At 38.2% G+C, this 20,903-nt stretch carries 15 protein-coding genes; 6 read left to right on the forward strand and 9 right to left on the reverse strand.

What is annotated here, in order from left to right:
- Window positions 1–7: 7 nt before the first annotated feature.
- A complete protein-coding gene (locus OCK74_RS20615; protein WP_279298978.1) occupies window positions 8–1,519 on the reverse strand; it encodes a lipopolysaccharide biosynthesis protein in 1,512 nt (503 codons plus the stop codon).
- 500 nt (window positions 1,520–2,019) lie between these two features.
- A complete protein-coding gene (locus OCK74_RS20620; protein WP_279298979.1) occupies window positions 2,020–3,768 on the reverse strand; it encodes a M1 family metallopeptidase in 1,749 nt (582 codons plus the stop codon).
- Between the two features lie 41 nt (window positions 3,769–3,809).
- On the opposite strand from OCK74_RS20620, the gene OCK74_RS20625 reads away from it, so the two are divergent.
- The gene (locus tag OCK74_RS20625; RefSeq protein ID WP_279299024.1) at window positions 3,810–5,384 is read left to right on the forward strand and encodes an ABC transporter substrate-binding protein; all 1,575 of its coding nucleotides are present in this window, start codon (window positions 3,810–3,812) and stop codon (window positions 5,382–5,384) included.
- Between the two features lie 116 nt (window positions 5,385–5,500).
- Here the strand turns inward: OCK74_RS20625 and OCK74_RS20630 are convergent, their stop codons facing one another.
- Complete coding sequence (locus OCK74_RS20630; RefSeq protein WP_279298980.1) at window positions 5,501–5,773, reverse strand: hypothetical protein; 273 nt, start codon at window positions 5,771–5,773, stop codon at window positions 5,501–5,503.
- Window positions 5,774–6,188: 415 nt separating this feature from the next.
- Here OCK74_RS20630 and OCK74_RS20635 point away from each other — a divergent pair, with 415 nt between their 5' ends.
- The 3 genes from OCK74_RS20635 (at window position 6,189) to OCK74_RS20645 (ending at window position 11,633) form a co-directional block, all read left to right on the forward strand.
- Window positions 6,189–8,078 carry a DNA topoisomerase IV subunit B gene (locus OCK74_RS20635; RefSeq protein WP_279298981.1) on the forward strand — a complete coding sequence of 630 codons (1,890 nt, stop codon included), beginning with the start codon at window positions 6,189–6,191 and terminating at the stop codon, window positions 8,076–8,078.
- An 80-nt stretch (window positions 8,079–8,158) separates the two neighbouring features.
- On the forward strand, window positions 8,159–9,088 hold the full coding sequence (locus OCK74_RS20640; protein ID WP_279298982.1) for a DUF1835 domain-containing protein: 930 nt from the start codon (window positions 8,159–8,161) through the stop codon (window positions 9,086–9,088).
- 31 nt (window positions 9,089–9,119) lie between these two features.
- A complete protein-coding gene (locus OCK74_RS20645; protein WP_279298983.1) occupies window positions 9,120–11,633 on the forward strand; it encodes a DNA gyrase/topoisomerase IV subunit A in 2,514 nt (837 codons plus the stop codon).
- Window positions 11,634–11,839: 206 nt separating this feature from the next.
- Here OCK74_RS20645 and OCK74_RS20650 read toward each other — a convergent pair whose 3' ends face one another.
- The 6 genes from OCK74_RS20650 to OCK74_RS20675 form a co-directional block, all read right to left on the reverse strand.
- Window positions 11,840–12,799 (reverse strand): hypothetical protein, encoded by a 960-nt coding sequence (locus tag OCK74_RS20650; protein WP_279298984.1) that lies wholly within the window; start codon window positions 12,797–12,799, stop codon window positions 11,840–11,842.
- A 32-nt stretch (window positions 12,800–12,831) separates the two neighbouring features.
- Window positions 12,832–13,269 (reverse strand): SsrA-binding protein SmpB, encoded by a 438-nt coding sequence (gene smpB, locus OCK74_RS20655; protein ID WP_279298985.1) that lies wholly within the window; start codon window positions 13,267–13,269, stop codon window positions 12,832–12,834.
- A gap of 87 nt (window positions 13,270–13,356) precedes the next feature.
- Window positions 13,357–14,271 (reverse strand): acetyl-CoA carboxylase, carboxyltransferase subunit beta, encoded by a 915-nt coding sequence (accD, locus tag OCK74_RS20660; protein WP_279298986.1) that lies wholly within the window; start codon window positions 14,269–14,271, stop codon window positions 13,357–13,359.
- A gap of 528 nt (window positions 14,272–14,799) precedes the next feature.
- Entirely contained in the window at window positions 14,800–14,985 is a 186-nt protein-coding gene (locus tag OCK74_RS20665; RefSeq protein WP_279298987.1) for a hypothetical protein, read from the reverse strand.
- A gap of 86 nt (window positions 14,986–15,071) precedes the next feature.
- Window positions 15,072–16,040, reverse strand: a complete 969-nt coding sequence (locus OCK74_RS20670; protein ID WP_279298988.1) for an ROK family protein — start codon at window positions 16,038–16,040, stop codon at window positions 15,072–15,074.
- Between the two features lie 6 nt (window positions 16,041–16,046).
- Window positions 16,047–17,540, reverse strand: coding sequence for an MFS transporter (locus OCK74_RS20675; protein ID WP_279298989.1), 1,494 nt, complete (start codon window positions 17,538–17,540; stop codon window positions 16,047–16,049).
- A 390-nt stretch (window positions 17,541–17,930) separates the two neighbouring features.
- Between OCK74_RS20675 and OCK74_RS20680 the strand changes: the two genes are divergently transcribed.
- Together OCK74_RS20680 and OCK74_RS20685 are read left to right on the forward strand one after the other, a co-directional pair.
- On the forward strand, window positions 17,931–19,436 hold the full coding sequence (locus tag OCK74_RS20680) for a glycogen synthase (protein ID WP_279298990.1): 1,506 nt from the start codon (window positions 17,931–17,933) through the stop codon (window positions 19,434–19,436).
- Between the two features lie 142 nt (window positions 19,437–19,578).
- Window positions 19,579–20,856: a glucose-1-phosphate adenylyltransferase gene (locus OCK74_RS20685; RefSeq protein ID WP_279298991.1), complete on the forward strand. Its 1,278-nt coding sequence runs from the start codon at window positions 19,579–19,581 to the stop codon at window positions 20,854–20,856.
- Window positions 20,857–20,903 lie beyond the last annotated feature (47 nt).

Consider the following 20,903-nt stretch of genomic DNA (forward strand, 5'->3'; position numbering starts at 1 on the left):
CATATACTTATTGTTGTTTATTGCCTTTTAATTTATTGACTATTGCGTCCCATAAATGTAGCACATCAGGAGAAAGTTTCAGGATGATCGCGCCTGCACCAAACAAAACGAGGTAAAGCAAACTACGAACGATCATCCATTCGAGTCCCCTGTAAGAGTCAAACAACCAGAAGCAAATAATATAACAGCCCGCTGCAAGAATAATGGTATATAGGCTTTTGGCTGTAAATGGTTGCAGATTGAACCTTCTTAGTAAAAAGAGGTAACGGATAAAATTATAAGCAGTGAGTGCTACTAAGTTAGATATAGCGGGTCCAACAATTCCAAGGTGCTTGGTTAGAAAGTAATTAAGGGGTAACGAGAACCCCAGCAATACCAGGCTGGAAATAAACTCAAACCGCCAATATGTTGAAGTGCCAATGATCTGGCTGTTCAGACCTGTTCCCATGTCAATAATGCAGCTTAAGCCAATGAACAGGAATACATGTTTTGCTTGGAGGTAGTCCGGTTGCAAATGAAAAGTAGTAATGCCATCTTCAAAGTTGAGCCAGATCAGGCAAAACATAGCCGTTGAAAACACAAGCTGGTTGATGGAAGACCGGTGATACACCTGGTCGATCTTCTCCATATTTTTTTCACGCCACGCCTGCGAAAGTGGACCTATCGAAGCTGAAATGATGCCCCGTTGCGGTGCCTGGATCAGGCTGCTGATAAATTGACCAAGCGTGAAAATGGCGGCATGACCTAATCCATTGGGCAAAATGGCTGCAATTATTAAGGTGTCAAAAACCCTTGATACATTGGAAATCAATCCTCCTGTCCAGGTAAGAGAACAGATGGATAAAATTTTATTAAAGAACTTTTCGGTAACCCTGCTGATCTTGAAAACAAGTTTGCCCTTTTTCGTAAACAGGATATAGGCAAACAGAACTAATGCAATAAATAAGTAGTTAAACGAATATACTTTAATGAAAATATCAAATTTTGTTATAATACCAAATGTCATCGCTAATATTAAAGTTGTCGTAAATGCTCTGAAGAGAACTTCTCGAAGAAAGGTGGTGAGCACCGCTTTTCTGATCTGCCAGCCATATGATTCCAACAATGTATAAATGGTAAGACCAAAACCGAAAATAAATAACCAATTGTAATACACCTGGACATCCGGCGAGTTGTTAAAGCGTTCAATGACAATATCCTTAAAAGCAAAGCCAAAGATGATTACAAATAAAAATCCTATACAATTAAAAAGTAAAGCAACCCCAAGCATATCATTATTGCTTCGGTCAAGTCTCGCTTTATAATATGGAAAAAACTTGCTAATAAAAGATGGCATCCCAAGGCTTGCCACCGAATGCATAATATTAGCTATGGCGATGAATGTGGCTGTTAAACCATACTGTTCTTTGGTAAAGCCGCCACCTTCCCTGGTAAATAGGTAAGTGTTTAAAAAGCCGAGTGCAAAGCCAAAATAAACAACAAAAGAAGAAATAATACTTTGCCTACGGATGGTACTCATGCGGTAAAAGTAAGTCAGAACAATGATTTTGATCCATTATTTGAACTCAATCAATCTTTCAGATCTTTCCCAAAATCTTTATGCGCCATATCTATCAATTCTCCAACTTCTCTCTGAAAACAGACTTCAAACTCTGGCAAACTCGCGCCTAACTTCCTTCCAAATCCATGTTCCGATAATTCATCTCTAGTTGCAGAAGTCTACCTATCCCAATTTTCCAGACACTCCCTTCCTTTGTCCCATTCGTCATTCCGAACATTTTCCCACCCATTTGCAGTGGTTTTATAGAGCCCTTATAGTAATCTTATAGAAAACTTACAGTAAAGTTATAGTAAACTTATAGTAGAGTTATAGTAAACATTAGCCGTACCTACTCCCTAGATACTCCATATATACTCCGTATCTACTCCGTACCTAAGGCGTATCTACCATATACTTACGGCGGGGCCCTACTATGCCCTTAACTCCCCACCAACTCCAACTTCCTTTGAAAACACCCACTACAACCTTTTGACCGATATATAAAAGTTCTTATCCGCAGAGAGTCCCTTTGTCAATTCTTCTTCTGTTTTCAGCTTTCTCCATTCTGTGGTAGGGTAAAGCCATAGCCCATTCGATAGTTTTACAGGCATATTGAACCCTGAAATGCAATGACTCCATTTATATTTAAGGGAGGAGTCATCTATTTTTAACTCTAAAGTGGGTACTTGTGTTGTACGCAGATATTGGTCAAATGTTTTGGAAAAATCCTTTCCGCTTTGTTTGTTGATATAATTTTCAACCTGTTTGGTCGTAACAGTTTGATGATAGAATTCCTTATTCAATCCCCTTAAAATAGATCTGAATTGATTGTCATCATTAATAATTTGACGGATTGTATGTACCAGGTTAGCCCCTTTGTAGTACATATCACCACTGCCTTCCTGGTTGATACCATATTTCCCGATTATGGGCTTGTCGTTGAGAATATTTTTTCTTAAGCCCTGTATGTATGTGGCCCCTGCCTCTTTGCCGTAATAATATTCAGTGAATAGGGTTTCTGAATAATCTGTAAATCCTTCATGCACCCACATATCAGCAATATCTTTTGTGGTGATGTTATTGCCAAACCATTCATGCCCGCTTTCATGCACTATGATATAATCCCACTTCAATCCCCAACCGGTACCAGACAGATCCTGCCCTTTGTAACCATTTATATATCCATTTCCATAGGCTACGGCACTTTGGTGTTCCATTCCAAGATGTGGAGATTCAACTAGTTTATACCCGTCTTCATAAAAAGGGTAGGGGCCAAACCAATATTCCAGGGCTTTCAATGTTTGTATACCCTGGCTAAATTGTTTCCTTGCTTTTGATTCATTATAATCTAAAACCCAATAACTACAGGCTAGTGGTCCTTTTTCTCCTTGGTAGGTCTCAGTCCAATTTATATACTTACCTATATATGGTATAATATTATAATTATTGATTGGATTCCTGACAGTCCACTTATAGGTGGTCATTCCTGGTCTATAACTTTTTTGTTCTGCCAGTTGCCCATTGGCTACTGCAACCAGCGTATCGGGAACTTCTATTGAAATAGAAGCACTATCCGGTTCATCACTTTGGTGATCCTTACACGGGTACCAAACTGATGCGCCTAACCCTTGACAGGCAACGCTCATCCAGGGCCTTCCCAGTTTGTCTTTTGTAAAGATCCACCCTCCATCCCATGGTGGGTTATTAGCTATCCGGGGCTTCCCTTTATATTCGATAGTTACTTTTTCAATAGAACCAGGTTTCATTGCAGAAGGAAAGGTGATATGGTAAACATTCCCATTTCTAGTCATCGATAAGCCCTTACCTCTCCAGGTGACTTTTGTGATATCCATAGGGTGTTGAAGGTCTATTTGCATGACATCACCTGGCGCTGTTACTTTAAATTGAATATCATTCTTGCCTTCAATGCTCCTGTTAGTAAAATCGGGGGTTATAGCTATATCATAAGAAACTACATCCCACCAGGCTCTTTCCCGCGTGATACTTCCACGCAACGAATCCTGATTACTATACTCTTCTTTTTTATTTAAAGGTTGGGCGCAGGAAGTTTGGATCACAAACAAAATGCAAGTGAAAAGCATCAATGGGTAAGGAATAAGTCTGGAAGAAATAGGCATAGGGAGCACTTTTTTCATTTTTGTTGTTGGCCAATAAAACAAATACTTCGCTAATTTAGACGCTTGCCAGTTAAAGAATGTTCCACTCATATAAATATTTAGCATTTTTCTTTTCAATTGCCATCTTTTTGGTGTCCTGCTACAACAGTCAGAAAGAGCATGGTAGGTATTTTCATTATAATGAGGTTACTGGTATAGTGTCCCTGGACCCGGCATTTGCTAAGAACCAGTCTATTATGTGGCCTGTGCACCAATTGTACAATACTTTGGTAGAGGTAGACAGTAACCTGGAGTTGAAACCTTCTCTTTCAAAACATTGGACAATTTCAGAAGACAGGAAAACCTATTTGTTTTATTTACGCAATGATGTATTCTTTCATAATGATGCAGCATTTCCAAATGGCAGAGGCAGAAAATTGACGGCTTATGATGTTGTTTATAGTTTCCTGAGGTTAAGGGATCCCAAAACAGCCAGCCCGGGTGCGTGGATCTTTAATAACAAAATTGATTCCCAGGGATTTAAAGCCTTGAATGATACTGTGTTCCAGTTGAAGCTATTGCGCCCATATCAACCCATATTAGGCATTCTTTCTATGCAATATTGCTCTATTGTGCCCCGGGAAGCGATCGAAAAGTATGGTAAAGATTTTCGTAGACATCCAGTTGGCACCGGTCCTTTTCAGTTTGTTGCCTGGGAAGAGGGGCAGGCATTGATCCTGAAAAGAAACCCGGTTTACTTTGAAAGGGATAGTCTGGGAAGACGTTTACCTTACCTTGACGGCATTAAAGTAAGTTTTAATGATAGTAGGGCAACTGAGTTCCTTTTATTCAGACAGGGAAAACTAGAATTCATTAACGATATTGATGCATCTTTTAAAGACGAGGTCTTGACCAAGCAAGGAAAATTGCGCAGGAACTGGGAGGGAAAAGTGATACTGCAGACCCACCCTTATTTAAATGTAGAATACTTTGGTTTCCTTGTAGATTCTTCAAATGCGCTGGTAAAACAATCTCCAACCCAATATAAAAAGCTGCGACAGGCCATAAATTATGGGTTTGATAGAGGAAAAATGATCCTTTATCTCCGGAATTCTATAGGAATTCCTGCCAATTCTGGTTTTGTGCCTGCTGGTTTACCTTCGTTTGATTCTTCAAAAGTGAAAGGATATCATTACAATCCAGAATTGGCAAGAAAGCTTTTACAGGAAGCTCACTTTGGGGCCGGCAATCCACCACCCCCTATAAAACTGGTCTCTATTCCGGTCTATGCCGAAATGGCAGATTATGTTGCAAAGCAAATGGAAGAAATAGGAATTAGGGTTGAGGTAGAAATTGTCCAGAAGTCTTTTCTATTAGAAATGACTTCTAACTCGCGTGCACTTTTTTTTAGAGGTAGTTGGATAGCGGATTATCCGGATGCAGAAAATTATTTATCAGTATTTTATTCAAAGAATCCGGCACCGCCTAACTATACCAGGTACAGAAACCCGGCTTTTGATGATTTGTTCGAAAAGGCTTTGGCGGAAACTAATGATACACTTCGTTATCAACTTTATAGATCTGCAGATCAGCTTGTAATAGATGATGCTCCAGTTGTACCGCTCTGGTACGATGTGGTAATCAGACTTGTGCAGCCTAATGTTGAAGGGTTTAAACCTAATGCATTGAATCTCCTGGAGTTACGACATGTGAGGATAATGAACTAAAAATAAAGAGAAAAAGAAAGATCAGGTTTTTATAAGAGTGAAGCCCATTGATCGAAGGGTAAATTTAACCTGACCCTCTTTTTCTCTTTTAATTGTTTTTCTTGAAACGGTTTTAGTTATTCTTCATCCTCCTCATAATAAGCGCCTTCATTATTATTGTAATGTTTTTCCCATTCTTCCACAGCTTCATCGGTCAAACATTCAATAATATCATGAATGGGATCGCCTTTGCGCCTCCAGCCGGTTACCATTTGGTCGTCATAAGTAAAAACATACATGCAATGATCAGTCTTCATGGTCACCTTGATCAAAGAAATAGCTGAATCACTTTCTTCCTGGATTAGATAATAACAACCCGGTTCCAGCAAACCATACGAATACATACACATCTCTCCTCCAAATTTTGGTGGTTTTATTAACTCTTACAATGGGTTTAGTCTGATATTAATGGGTAGTGGGGTAGGGGCATTACTGCCCTCTAAATAGCTGTAATCCGCGCCAAAATTAGGGTTTTTGGTTTTATTGATTCAGTGTAAATTCTAAGAAAAAGAAAAAATTTAGTTAATGGCTGATAATCAATATGTTACATGGCTGTTGCAAAGAATGGAATTATGGTTTTAGGCTAAAATTATTAGCAATTTAACCTGTCTTTTTTGTATATTTGCATGTATTTTTAAGGTGCCTTTAGGTACCCTCCAAACTGGAAATTTTATAGTTTGTTAGTAAAAAGTAGGAGAAATAAACCAATAGATAACCTAAGTTTGGAGCTTAATTTAAATAAACTTTTTCAGAGCGAGGATTCAAATGGCAGAAGTTAAAAAGCAGTTATTTGATTATACCGAGGATAGTATTAAAAGCCTCGACTGGCGGGAACACATCAGGTTGCGCCCCGGTATGTATATTGGTAAACTAGGAGATGGTTCTAGTCCCGATGACGGCATTTATGTATTAGTTAAGGAAGTGGTTGATAACTGTATTGATGAGTATACCATGGGGAATGGGAAGACAGTTGAAATTACTATTCAGGATAAAACTGTTACAATCCGTGATTATGGGAGAGGGATTCCTTTAGGAAAAGTAGTTGATGTAGTAAGCAAGATCAACACAGGTGCCAAATATGACAGTAAGGTCTTTCAGAAAAGTGTTGGATTGAACGGTGTAGGTACAAAAGCAGTTAATGCTTTAAGTAATTATTTTAAAGTAGCATCTGTAAGAGAGGGCAAAATCAAAGAAGCTGAATTTGAAAGAGGCTTATTGATTAAAGAGCATAAGGAAAGGGGAACAGACCAGAATAATGGTACTATGGTGACCTTTATTCCGGATGATTCTGTATTTAAGAACTTTCATTTTATTCCGGAGTACCTTGAAAAGCAAATCTGGAACTATTGCTTTTTAAATGCCGGCTTACGCATCATCTTCAATGGAAAGTCTTACGTCAGTAAGAATGGTTTACGGGACTTGCTGGAGAGGGAAGTGAATGAGGACGAGCGCCGATATCCGATTATTCATTTAAAAGGAGAGGATATTGAAATAGCCCTTACACATAATAATGATTATGGTGAGGATTATTACAGCTTTGTGAATGGTCAGCATACAACCCAGGGTGGTACGCACCAGGCAGCTTTCCGGGAAGCTTATGTAAAAGTGATTAGGGATTTCTTCAAAAAGGATTATGATGCTTCAGATATCCGCCAGAGTATAGTTGCTGCTGTAGCAGTTAGAGTAGTAGAGCCGGTGTTTGAATCCCAGACAAAAACCAAATTAGGATCCATTAATGTTGATGAAGGTGGTCCAACCATGCGTCAGTTTATGCAGGATTTCCTGTCAAGGGAACTGGACAACTTCTTGCATAAGAACCAGCCAATAGCTGAAGCTCTAAAGAAACGTATTGAGCAAAGCGAGAGAGAACGCAAAGAACTCGCTGGCATTAAAAAACTGGCAAATGAACGGGCTAAAAAAGCTAACCTGCACAACCGTAAGCTGCGCGACTGCCGTGTGCATTTTAATGATGAACCTCCGGTAAAAGGTAAAGAGGCCTTTTTTGCTCTGCAGAAAGAATCTACCATATTTATTACAGAGGGAGATTCTGCGAGTGGTTCTATTACAAAAGCTAGGAGTGTAGAAACACAGGCCGTATTTAGCCTAAGGGGTAAACCTTTAAACTGCTATGGCCTTACTAAGAAAGTGGTTTACGAGAATGAGGAATTGAACCTGTTGCAGCACGCACTGAACATTGAAGAAGGTCTGGATGGATTGCGTTTTAACCGCATTGTGATTGCTACTGATGCCGACGTGGACGGTATGCACATTCGTTTGCTGGTGATGACTTTCTTCTTACAGTTCTTCCCTGATCTGGTAAAGAAGGACCATATTTATATATTAGAAACGCCTTTATTCCGTGTTCGAAATAAACAAGAGACAATTTATTGCTATTCTGAACAGGAGAAGCAAAAGGCTGTCAAAAAGTTGGGTGGCAAACCTGAGATCACCCGCTTTAAAGGATTAGGAGAGATTTCTCCTGACGAGTTTGGCAATTTCATAGGTGATGAAATCCGACTCCAGCCTGTAATTCTTGACCATGGTGATCATATTCAGCACCTTCTTGAATATTACATGGGGAAAAATACTATGGAGCGTCAGGAGTTCATTATTAATAATTTGAAAGTTGAACTGGATGCAACTGATGTTGCCTAATGATTCCTTTTACCGCTATATGACCAAGGCTTTTAGTTAATGGGGTAAGAGAATGTCTTTTGAAATAAAATTGATCAAAATTGTCTGCTCAAATCAAAAATAACAAAGAGAGCAAGGGCCGGAAACGCTCTTCCTCTGAATCAGAGGCCCCGGGTGATCATTTGTCTGCTCTCCTCCACATCGTTTTTCAGGAAGCTGATATCGATGTACTGAAAAAAGCAATTGAGCTGGATGAAAGCCTGCAAGGAGAAGTGTTGTTGATTCGTGATGATTATGCTGTAGGCCCAATTGAAAACCTGGATGAGGCAGAAGGTTGGCAGCAACGTAGGGACTGGTGGAAGGAGTTGCTCCTATATTCTCCTTATGGTGATATTACTGATATGGTAAATGATCGCCTTACTGTCCATAATCTCAAAAAGCAATTAGAAGAAGATGCGGCTTTGAACATTTGGATCTGGATGGGCCAGAATCAGCATGATGTATGTGGTTATTATTGGTTGATATCCCAATTAAAAGAATTTCAGGGACGGATCTATGTTCTGTACATGAATAATCTTCCTTTTATTAATGATAAGGGATCAATTTTTTATCCCACAGCTATTCACGAAATCCCGCCCAAAGAGTTTCTAAAAGCTAAGAAGCTAAACCGGACTATTACGCTTAGCGAATTTGAAGTGGATCCTGATGAGTGGAGCCGTTTGTGCACAGAAAACGGGATGGTGCGTATATTAGAAGGAGGGAAAAAGATTGTAAGTAAAGAAGCCAGCTTTTATGATCAGGAAATCCTGAATGCGCTAACCCCTGAATGGCAAAAGGGCCACCGTTTTATGCATCATGTTTTAGGAAAGATGAAAATTAAAACAGGTGATGTTTTTATGCTTTGGCGCATGAAGGTATTGGCAGAGGAAGGTAAACTTGAAATTAATGGCGAGCCGGCAAAAGGTTGGAAGGAGTTCGAGGTAAAGGTGAAAACGGCATCTGACATCTTAAACACAGTAAACTCCAATTAAAATACTAAATAGTTAATTACTAGTTACAATAATGAGCACTACGAAAAACAAAAACTTCGAACACGTTCAAACAGACAATGGCATTAATGGCCAGTATAAAACATGGTTCCTGGATTATGCATCCTATGTTATTCTTGAGCGAGCTGTACCAGCATTAGAGGATGGTCTTAAACCTGTTCAACGACGTATCCTGCATTCCATGAAGGAAATGGATGATGGCAGGTTTAACAAAGTTGCCAATATTATTGGTCAGACAATGCAATATCACCCTCATGGTGATGCATCTATTGGTGATGCATTGGTAAATATGGGGCAAAAGGACCTATTGATTGATACCCAAGGTAACTGGGGGGACATACGCACAGGTGATGATGCGGCCGCAGCCCGTTACATTGAGGGACGTTTGAGTAGGTTTGCTCTTGATGTCCTCTTCAATCCAAAAACTACTGATTGGCAATTGAGTTATGATGGACGTAAGAATGAACCTATTACACTTCCGGTTAAATTTCCGCTATTACTGGCTCAAGGTGCAGAAGGGATTGCAGTTGGTTTAGCTACCAAAATTTTGCCTCACAACTTTGTTGAACTCTGCGAGGCCTCAATCAAATACTTAAAGGGAAAAAAGTTTGATCTCTATCCGGACTTCCTGACAGGAGCAATGATTGACGTTACAGATTATAATGAAGGTAAACGTGGTGGTAGGGTTAAAGTGAGGGTCCATATTGAAGAAATGGATAAGAAAACGCTTCTGATCAAAAGCGTTCCTTATGGTGTGACCACGGCTCAAATGATGGATAGTATAGTTAAGGCCAATGATCAGGGAAAGATCAAGATTAAAAAAGTTATCGACAACACTGCTGCCGAGGTAGAAATACAGGTTGATCTTGCACCAGGTATTTCTCCAGATATTACTATCGATGCCTTATATAAATTTACTGATTGTGAAATTTCCATAGCGCCAAACACTTGTGTTATCATTGACCAAAAGCCACATTTTGTTAGTGTAAATGAGCTGTTGCGGGTTTCTGCTGATAATACAAGGAATCTACTGCAAAGGGAATTGGAAATTAAGCTGGCTGAATTAGCAGAAAAATGGCACTATACCTCTCTTGAGAAAATATTCTTTGAGGAAAAGATTTACAAGGAATTAGAAAAGAAACATGAAACCTGGGATAAAGTAATTGATGCCATAGGAAAAGCATTTGTTCCTTTTGCTAAACAATTACGCAGGGCTATTTCCCGTGAGGATATTTTGAAACTTACAGAAAAGCCTGTTCGTCGCATTTATAGATTGGATATTGATGAATTAAACAATCAGATAAAAGGATTAGAAGATGAGATGGCCCAGGTGAATTTTGACCTGGAGCATCTGACTGATTTTACTATCAAATATTTTGATAATCTTTTAAAGAAATATGGAAAGGGTAAAGAGCGGAAGACAGAGATAAAAGTTTTTGAAGTTATTGAGGCCAAGCATGTTGCTATCGCCAACAGTCGTATTTTCTTGAATAGGATAGAAGGTTTTATTGGAACCAGTTTGAAGAAAGACGAATTTCTCGCTGAATGCTCTGATCTTGATGATATCATTGCTTTTACAAAGCGTGGCGTTATGAAAATTGTCAAGGTTCAGGATAAAGTGTTCATTGGCAAAGACATTATTTATGCGGCCGTTTTCCGTAAAGGCGATGAACGTACTACTTATAACATGATCTACACAGATGGCGAAAGTGGTATCACTTTCGCAAAGCGTTTTAATGTTACGGGTATTACGCGCGATAAAGAGTACGACCTTACCAAAGGAAATGAAAAAAGTAAGGTGCACTATTTTTCTGTCAATCCAAATGGCGAAGCGGAAGTGGTGAGAGTGGTTTTAAGTCCAAATTGCACTGCCCGTAATAAGGAGTTCGAATTCTATTTTGAAGAATTAGAAATTAAGAGCCGAAACAGCATTGGCAACCAGGTTACTAAATATCCTGTTCGACAAGTGAAATTTAAAGAAGCTGGTGTGGCAACCTTAGGTAGCATTAAATTATGGTTTGATGATAAGTTTGGAAGGCTCAATCATGATGGAAAAGGTATTGAGTTAGGCGACTTTAATGCCGAAGACAGAGTACTTGTTATTTATACTGATGGATCATATGAAATTACCGATCAAGAATTGACGCAACGATTCAAACCTGAGGAAGTTTTATTGGTAGAGAAGTTTGATCCTGAGCGCATTATTACTGCAGTTTATTATGATAATGATAAATTGCAATATAATGTAAAACGATTCCGTATTGAAACTTCCTCTTTGCGTTCGCGCTTTATTTTCATTAAGGAAGGTAAAGGCAATCTTTTGGAAGCTGTTTCAACTTTGGAAGAACCAGTACTGATTGTTCACCAGGGCAAGGGAGCGCAACTCCGCAGCACAAAATTCAAGTTAGCTAAGATGGTGGATGTAATGGGATGGAAGGCTGTTGGTGCCAAACTGATCGATCAAAATAAGAATGTCATGATGGAATGGGAGATCAAGCTGGATGGAAAACAGCCCGAACTGTTTTAATCTTTTTAATCCGATAAATATTTATGATAGCAACATCCAACTAGTTAAATAAGGCTGCTGTTATCATTAATTGAAAAGTAGATGTTTCAAATACAATATGATGGAACTGAGAATTGCTTAAATGAAAATTGATTCCATGACCTACCCAAATAAAAAGGGGCTGTATCAAAAGTATGATACAGCCCCTTTTTATTGTCAAAAAGTGTTTAAGGATGTGCACCGCTTGTTGATGATGTATTGGCAACTGGCTTGCGTTTTAACCGCACAGTAGCACTTTTTTGCAGGTTACTTGATAATCGGATATCAAATCTGTTTTTACCATCATTTACCAACATTAAAGCGGTATTTGGTGGAATAGAACCAAGGTTGTCGGCAAACATAGTTATCTCATTGACTTCCTTGGTTGGATCTAGGCCAAGTCTGAATTGAATAGACCTGGTACTAAGCTTCCTGTTAAAAGTGATCAGTTGATCATTATAAAAAACAGAAATAGAATCTCCATCAACTTCCCCATTATCGTAAAAGTCAACTGTCACAGAATCTGCATCAACCAAGATTTCTTTTTCTACAACCTTATCTCTTTCTTTATACTGCGCATTGACAACATAATTGACTACCGGCCGTTGAATCACTGTGGCAGCAACTATAGTATCTTCTGGAGCAGGTTGCCAAACTTGGTAAACTTCTTTAAACTCCTTTATTGCTGTTACGACTGAGTCATGTTGTGAAATATTTTTATCCAAAGCAAGGTTAAAGGAAATTTCAGGGCATGTCGCTCTATATTCCTTTTTACTCATAAAAGTTCCATTCAATATTGAGCCAGCTTGCGCAACACGTAGAGTCGCAATAAAGTCCATCATACAATCTACTTCCATAGTGCTGGTTGATGCAAAATAGGTGATTGGGATGTTTTGCAATGCTAACTTCCTGGTAGTAGGGTTATATGAACCATTGAGTTGTATGCTCCGGAAAGTATTGCGGAAATAATAATTTAAAATACCCTGAACGTTGCCTTGGTTTTGCTTTAGTATTAATTCAATTAGATAATTATTAGCAGAACCACCGTTAGTGATATTAGCATTCCCATACCAGAAGCCTACAATGTTTTGACTGTAAGTAATGCTGCTCAGAAAGAGTAGGATCGGAAAGAATATTTTTATTTTCATTTCAGTAAGGTTTGGGTTAACCTAGTATAAAATTATTTTATATAGCGTTTTAACTCTCTGTCCGACTCTCTCTGTTTGATTGTTTCTCTTTTATCGTGTAGTTTTTTCCCTTTGGCGAGACCTATTTCTACTTTTGCAATATTTTTCTCATTGAAAAAGAGTCTAAGTGGAACTATGGTATATCCTTGTTCTTTTAATTTATTTTCTATACGTTTTAATTCGCGCTTACTCAAAAGCAATTTTCGTTCCCTTAATGGATCATGGTTATTAAATGTACCATGTGTGTATTCTGCAATGTGGAAAGATTTAATCCAAAGTTCTCCTTTTTGAAAAATACAATAGCTATCATTAAAACTGGCCTTGCCGGATCGTAAAGATTTTACTTCCGTTCCTGTAAGTACAATGCCAGCAGTATATTTATCAATTATGAAATATTCATAAAAGGCATTTCGGTTTTTAATTTCTGCCATAACCTTAAACTAACAGGTTTTTTTATTGCTAACACAATTTGCAATAAAAGATAACATTCAGAAAAAACAGCATTGGATGAGCTGTTTTCAATTTTGGAATAATGAAAGTACTGTACTCAACTTTTGTTTCAACTCTTTCCTGTCTGCTATGAAATCAAGGAAGCCATGCTCTAAAATAAATTCACTTCGCTGAAATCCTTCAGGCAAGTCTTTCTTGATAGTCTCTTTAATTACCCTTGGACCAGCAAAACCAATTAGAGCTCCGGGTTCCGCTATATTCAGGTCGCCAAGCATACCAAATGAGGCTGAAATACCGCCAAAAGTTGGGTCTGTTAACATGGAAATATATGGAAGTTTGGCATCTGATAATTGGGAAAGTTTACCACTGGTCTTTGCTAATTGCATCAGTGAAAATGCACTTTCCATCATGCGGGCTCCTCCACTTTTGCTGATTACCATATAAGGAAGTTTATGCTCAATACAGTAATCAACTGCCCGACTAAACTTTTCACCCATGACACTTCCTAATGAGCCGCCTATAAATTCAAAGTCCATGCAGGCAATTACCATTTCTATTCCATTTACTTTACCAACAGCTACGCGCATGGAATCTTTCAGATCGGATTTTGCCCAAGTTTCCTCAAGCCGCCTTTGATAGGGTTTAAGATCTGTAAAGCCAAGAAAGTCTTTTGATATTATATTAACAAAGAGTTCTTGATATTCTTTGTTGTCAAATAGGATTTCATAGTATTCAGAACTACCTATCCGATGGTGGTAGTTGCATTTCGGGCATACAAAAAGAGCTTCCCGTAAATCACTAACTGTACAGATGTAATTACAATCAGGGCATTTTGTCCATAAACCTTCAGGAGCCTCTTTCTTTTCCGAAGAGGGCGTTAAAATACCTTTCTTAATACGTTTGAACCAGCGGGTTTTCGTCTCTTCTGTTTTTCCTTCTTCCCCGGCAAGATTCGCATCAAAGTCCTCGATTTGTTGAGCCATATTACGAGTTTGGAGGAAGCAAATATAATGGTGTAGTACGAACAAATTACAATGTGCAAAATTTGTATCTTTTATCAGCGGGCATTTTCACTCCTAATTTCAAATTTTGCGCATGTAAAATTTTAGATTCTTTCCTCTAAATACGGGTCAATAAATAGTCCTTCATATTATGATTGTTAAATTAAAAAAATAAATTTTTAAATGAATGGTAGAGTTTTTTAATTGTTTTTTGGTTTCTATATTTAAATTATATTAAAAAATAAGAAAAGTGGCCAAACGTCTATGAAGCTCTTTTACTGTAATTAAAATTAAAAATAATTTTAATTACAGTAAAATCAATAAAAAGCTATATAATTATTCTAATTAAAATTGTCCCGTTTCAATGGGAAATCAAGGATGTGATTATTGGTTGTTATTAAAACTATTTTAGGCTCCCAATTGTTTTCTGGGAGCCTAAAATAAAATTGTTAAATCCAGAGTTAGTGTAGTCGAACTAATTTATCATTGAAAGTTGAGTTTGACTATTCACTAACCTTCTCTCTTATTTCTTTGATCTTCTCTTTTGGTTTCTTTTTTATTATGCGTTGAACTATTTCCCTTAGCTAATTGTTCTTCGTTATTCCTACTGTCCAGGTTGTCTCTTATTTCTGGCCTTGGCCTGTGGCCAGTCACCTGTTTGTTTTGCATATTATTGCTACTTCTTGACCCTTTCATAACAATAAAGTTTTATGAAGGGATGTCAAAAAACCGTACCAATTGCCAAAAGCTTTATAATTATCAGTACTTTTCTAAAATTGTTCTTAATCTCTCATTTCCCATACCAGAGCGCTGGCACCGAGGATTGCTGCATCAGCTTCTTTCAGTTCACTAAAAATCAGCTTTACTTTATTTTGAAAAATGGGTAATAGATTTTTTTCCATGTGTTCTTTGGTGGGCTTCATAATTAAGTCTCCTGCCTTTATTACGCCCCCAAATAAAATAATGGCTTCAGGAGAGGAGAACATTACGAAGTTAGCTAACGCTTCGCCCAATATTTGCCCTGTAAAGCGATAAACTTCTTTCGAGATTTCATCCCCTTTCATTGCGCAATCATAAACTATTTTCGAATTGATTTTCTCAGGTTGGTATGCACTTAATAGACTTGATTTATCTGAGTTTTCCAACATTTCTCTTGCAGTTATGGCAATTCCTGTTGCTGAAGCATAAGCTTCCAAAGATCCGTCAAGGCTAGTTGACCAGTGTTTTCTGCCCCCAGGGCGAATAATTGTATGTCCTAGTTCACCAGCAAAGCCATCATGGCCATATATAAGATGACCATTTGCAACTATACCACTACCTACACCGGTTCCTAGGGTAATAACAATAAAATCTTTCATGCCCTTAGCAGCTCCATACATCATTTCACCAACAGCAGCTGCATTTGCATCATTGGTAAGAGAACTTGGCAATCCAAATCGTTCAGAAATCAATTTTGCAAGGGGGACAATGCCTCTCCAGTGTAAATTCGGGGCATATTCTATAGTGCCGCTATAATAATTGCCATTCGGGGCACCAATTCCAATACCCTTTAAATGGTTAATACCGATTTGATCAATTGCTGGCTTTAATGCGATATATAAAGCATCTACAAAATCTTCTACTTTTTTAAAAGTATTTGTCGCTATGTCATCGCCTTTATGAGAAATGACTCCTCTGTGGTTTACTATACCAAATTTAGTCCCTGTGCCTCCTATATCAATGCCAATTGCAAACTGTTGTGTTCTTTCCATTATCTGTTAGTGTTTAACTATATTAGAATCGGTTTGTCCATCGTAATCAATTCCTTGGGCTTTGAGAATAGCTTTCGCTTTTATTGCATAGAAAGCAAGGTATGCAAAGCATGCAACTCCAACCAAAAAAGACATTTGAATGCCTAGGAAGGCATCACCTGCAAGAAAGCCTTGAAGTAAACTAATAATTCCTCCCCCCATAATCATCATGATCAAAAAGCTTGCACCTTCATTTGTATGACTTCCTAATCCAGCAATAGCTAACGTAAAAATACATGGCCATAAGGTGGAGCAAAAAAGGCCAACACTTGTAAATGCATAAACACTTACCATTCCATCAGCTAAAATACCAATACTCAAAGAGGTAATACCTAAAAGCGATAGAATAAGCAGCAGGCGTGCAGGATTACCTCTACTGAGGAGGTCTCCAAGAATCAAAGCAATAATTATGAAAGCATATAAATAAAATGGAGAGGTATCGTGACCTGCGATTCTATTGATCAGTAAAAATACCCCAAATGCTAAGTAAGGCATGATAAAACGGAGAATAGATTTCGCTTTACTGCTGATGTCGAATGCTCCTACTGAAGTGGTCCATCTGCCCATCATAAGGCTGGCCCAGTAAAGTGAAATAAAAGGGGCAATTTTTTCAGTCGGAAATGGCTTCCCATCAGCAGTATGAACGTGCTGTTTCATAAATTCAGGCAGATTGCTGGCAGTCGCAACTTCTACGCCAACATATACAAAGATGCCAATCATCCCTAAAAGTAACTGGGTATAATTTAAAGCACTACGCTTTGTAGGCACTGCAATGGGTTCTGTGATATCCGTAGGTGTTGCTACTTTGCTGGTATCTTGTTCCAGATTGATTTTATTGGGAACTGATGAGAATCTAAAAATAATTGCAACTAAAATAAACACAGCACCTAGCACCAGATAGGGAATCTTCACCGCGCTTATATCGGCTACTTTTTCAGCGCTGCCTGTTACTGCACCAAATATGGTTAAGCTTACCAAAATAGGCCCTAAAGTAGTGCCCAGGTTGTTAATGCCACCAGCCATGCTTAAACGCTGTGACCCTGTTTGCATGTCCCCCATAACTATCGCCAATGGGTTTGCTGCAGTTTGTTGCAATGAAAAGCCAAGCCCAACAATAAATAGCCCACTAATCATCAATAAAAAAGATTCAGCTTCTGCTGCTGGGTAAAATAACAATGTCCCTAACGCTGAAATAATCAGCCCAAGTGAAATTCCATTTTTATACCCTAGACGGTTTAAAATGTCTCCACCGCTTGCTTTACTGATCAAAAAATAAATTATTGAACCTACTGTATATGCAACATAAAAAGCAAAAGAGATCATTTGTGACTGCCATTGCTCCAGATGTAGCTTTTCTTTAAAAACAGGGATGAGGATATCATTACTAGCGGCTACAAAACCCCAGAAGAAGAAAACGGATATTAATACGCTAAACTGAGGCCATTTGGTTTCTTGTGCCATAAGCAAGTCGTTTGAAGTATTTTAAATTATAAAAATTACTTCAAATTAAATACAATTTACTAAAGCAAACATTGATGAATGCTGATTATTCAAAAATGATCGGAATTGAATAAAAAAAGTTACATGTTTTTCATGAAATGCAAGTTTTAAATGTGTGGTAAGAAACGGATTGGATTAAACGTAAAATATTGATTATTAATTTGTAGCAATGAATGATAGGCTGTCTTTGGTATTATTTGTCTAGAATTATTTTGGATTTGGATACTAAGCAAACTCAAGAATTAGGGCATTAGGGGACTTCCTTTTCTTTATTTCTAAAGATGTAATACCTTTTTTCAATCTACATTCTTATCTTTCATTCTTTAATTATTATTGATAATTTACTTATCTATGGAAATAATTCATGTCACTGCTGAATGTTATCCTGTTGCAAAAGCCGGAGGTCTAGGCGATGTTGCCGGTGCCCTGCCTAAATACCAAAATGGATTAGGGCATACTTCAAAAGTTGTTATGCCCATGTATCGAACCAAGTTCCTGTATAATAATGAATGGGATCTTGTACATGAGGGGGGGCAATATTTGGGGCACCAATGGTTCCATTATAGTATTATTAAAGAAAGAACAAGCAAATTGGGCTTTGACTTATTTCTGGTAGATATTAATGGACTATTGGACCGGGAAAAGATTTATGGGTATGATGATGATACAGAACGGTTCGTGGGATTTCAGATTGCTGTTTGCGACTGGATCAACAGTTGGAACAATAAACCAGATATTATCCATTGTCATGACCATCACACTGGTTTGGTTCCGTTTATGCTTAAGTACTGTTATTCTTTCAACCGCCTGGAAGATGTTCCATCCGTTTTTACTATTCATAATGCAGAGTATCAAGGTTGGATGGGATGGGATAAATCCTATTTATTGCCATCTTACGATTCTTGGAAAAGTGGAATGCTTGAGTGGCAAAATACGATCAACCCCCTTGCTAGTGCTGTAAAATGTGCATGGGAAGTAACGACAGTAAGCCCTAACTACATGAATGAACTGCGGTATAATGCAAATGGCCTGGAAGCATTGTTTGAATATGAAAAAGGCAAGTGTAAAGGTATTTTAAATGGTATTGATAACGTAGTATGGAATCCGGCAACAGATCCACTTTTGGTCAAGAACTATGATAATGGAGGTGTAAAAGAAGGAAAACTGGCAAATAAAATAGAAGTGTGCCAACGTTTTGGCCTTGACCCTGAAAAACCACTGTTTATATTCATTGGACGATTGGTAGGTGAGAAGGCCGCAGATGTTTTGCCTGATGCTATCCGTAGCGCTAAATACCATTATCACGGTCAGGCATGCTTTTTAATCTTAGGATCAGGTGAGTCGGAAATAGAATCAAGATTAAATGCGCTTGTACATCAATTTAGTGGATATGTAAATACATTTATTGGATATAATGAGGCGCTTGCTCATCTAATGTATGCTGGTGCTGATTTCTTGTTAATGCCAAGCCGTGTTGAGCCATGTGGTTTAAATCAGTTGTATGCGTTGAGGTATGGTACTGTCCCCATGGTACGCAACACCGGAGGTTTGAAGGATACTGTAAAGGATTTTGAAGACTTTCAAGGTTTCGGTATTTGTTTTGAACAGGCCAATATTGAAGATATCTCTGATTCAATCGGACGTGCTCTTCACCTTTACAATAACCAGTCGGAAGTATTTAGTTGGATGCGTAATTACATGATGAAAATTGACCATTCCTGGAATACATCGGCCAAAGAATACATCGAACTTTATGGATCATTGAAAAAAGATGTTGGCAAACATTCTTTAGCAAATGTTATCGATAAAAAGGATAACACAGGTGGTGATGGAGCGCAAGAAGTGAAAACTCTATGATTTTTTTATTGAAAGATAAAATGTACTCTCTAGTTATTTAAGTTTTCTTGTATTTTTATCTCAATATGAAATTGCTTCGAAAGAGTTCTTAGCCTATGGAGATTTCACCAAACTAACATCTTTTATCATTAATAAATAAACCATGAACCAGGAAATTTTATCTGTTATCTTAGGTGGCGGTGCCGGAACAAGGTTATTTCCCTTAACTGCAACTCGTTCAAAACCTGCAGTGCCAATAGCTGGAAAATACCGTTTAGTTGATATACCCATCTCTAATTGTCTTAATTCAGATATGAGCCGCATGTTTGTATTAACAATGTTCAACTCGGCATCTTTAAACAGGCATATTAAAAATACTTATCGGTTTAGTGCTTTTAGTACAGCGTTCGTGGATATTTTGGCTGCAGAACAAACGCCAGACAATCCGGCTTGGTTCCAGGGAACTGCCGATGCTGTGCGTCAATGTTTGCGACACATCAATCCTTTTCCAAGTGAATATGTGTTGATTCTTTCGGGTGACCAACTTTATCAAATCGATTTCCAGGCAATGCTGCGTAACCATAAAGAAAGGGGTGCTGATATCACAATCGCAACAATACCAGTTTCTGAGAAAGAGGCTTCTGAATTCGGAATTCTTAAGCAAGAAGATGGAATTGTTAAATCTTTTATTGAAAAACCCAAGAGTGGGCTTGAGGACTGGGTAAGTGATACAGGCGACAGAATGCGCAGCATGGGTAAAGTGTACCTGGCTTCAATGGGTATTTATATCTTCAATCGTAAACTACTTTTTGACTTATTACAGAATGAGAATAAAGATTCTGCTGATTTCGGTAAGGAGATCATTCCCCAATCTATACACAAGTATAAAGTAGCGAGCTACCAATATGAAGGGTATTGGGAGGATATTGGAAACATCAAAGCCTTTTATGATGCCAACCTGGCGTTGACAAACGAAATTCCAGACTTCAATTTATATGATGTTAGCCATGCTATTTACACAAGGCCACGTATGTTGCCCCCTGTAAAATATAATGGTTCCACGCATACTTCTCATGCTTTGGTTGCTGAAGGTTCTATTATCAACTCTGCAACTATTGATCGTTGTGTGATTGGCATCCGCTCTCGTGTTGGTCAGGATTCCTATTTAAGTAATACTTATCTAATGGGTAATGATTATTATGAATCTTTAGAACATATAGCTATTGCTAAGGAAAGCGGTACTCCATTGATCGGGATCGGCGAACGTTGTGTAATCCAGGGTGCTATTATAGATAAGGACTGCCGCATTGGAAATGACGTTAAAATCTCAGGCGGGAGTCATTTGGCAGATACAGACAATAAATTATATGCTGTCAAAGAGGGTGTCGTTGTCATTAAAAAGGGGGCAATTTTACCTGATGGCTTTACCATTGGTCAGTAAATAGCAGACCTTTATAAGTAAATAGGAAAAGTTCAAAGTTCATTGCC

It is taken from the genome of Paraflavisolibacter caeni (assembly GCF_025628885.1).
GTDB classification, from domain to species: Bacteria; Bacteroidota; Bacteroidia; order Chitinophagales; family Chitinophagaceae; genus Flavisolibacter; species Flavisolibacter caeni.

Coding starts and splice junctions, on each gene's coding strand:
- accD (WP_279298986.1), bottom strand. CDS start 14,271: ATGGCTCAACAAATCGAGGACTTTGATGCGAATCTTGCCGGGGAAGAA.
- OCK74_RS20675 (WP_279298989.1), bottom strand. CDS start 17,540: ATGGCACAAGAAACCAAATGGCCTCAGTTTAGCGTATTAATATCCGTT.
- OCK74_RS20635 (WP_279298981.1), top strand. CDS start 6,189: ATGGCAGAAGTTAAAAAGCAGTTATTTGATTATACCGAGGATAGTATT.
- OCK74_RS20630 (WP_279298980.1), bottom strand. CDS start 5,773: ATGTGTATGTATTCGTATGGTTTGCTGGAACCGGGTTGTTATTATCTA.
- OCK74_RS20670 (WP_279298988.1), bottom strand. CDS start 16,040: ATGGAAAGAACACAACAGTTTGCAATTGGCATTGATATAGGAGGCACA.
- OCK74_RS20650 (WP_279298984.1), bottom strand. CDS start 12,799: ATGAAAATAAAAATATTCTTTCCGATCCTACTCTTTCTGAGCAGCATT.
- OCK74_RS20665 (WP_279298987.1), bottom strand. CDS start 14,985: ATGAAAGGGTCAAGAAGTAGCAATAATATGCAAAACAAACAGGTGACT.
- OCK74_RS20685 (WP_279298991.1), top strand. CDS start 19,579: ATGAACCAGGAAATTTTATCTGTTATCTTAGGTGGCGGTGCCGGAACA.
- OCK74_RS20680 (WP_279298990.1), top strand. CDS start 17,931: ATGGAAATAATTCATGTCACTGCTGAATGTTATCCTGTTGCAAAAGCC.
- OCK74_RS20615 (WP_279298978.1), bottom strand. CDS start 1,519: ATGAGTACCATCCGTAGGCAAAGTATTATTTCTTCTTTTGTTGTTTAT.
- smpB (WP_279298985.1), bottom strand. CDS start 13,269: ATGGCAGAAATTAAAAACCGAAATGCCTTTTATGAATATTTCATAATT.
- OCK74_RS20620 (WP_279298979.1), bottom strand. CDS start 3,768: ATGAGTGGAACATTCTTTAACTGGCAAGCGTCTAAATTAGCGAAGTAT.
- OCK74_RS20645 (WP_279298983.1), top strand. CDS start 9,120: ATGAGCACTACGAAAAACAAAAACTTCGAACACGTTCAAACAGACAAT.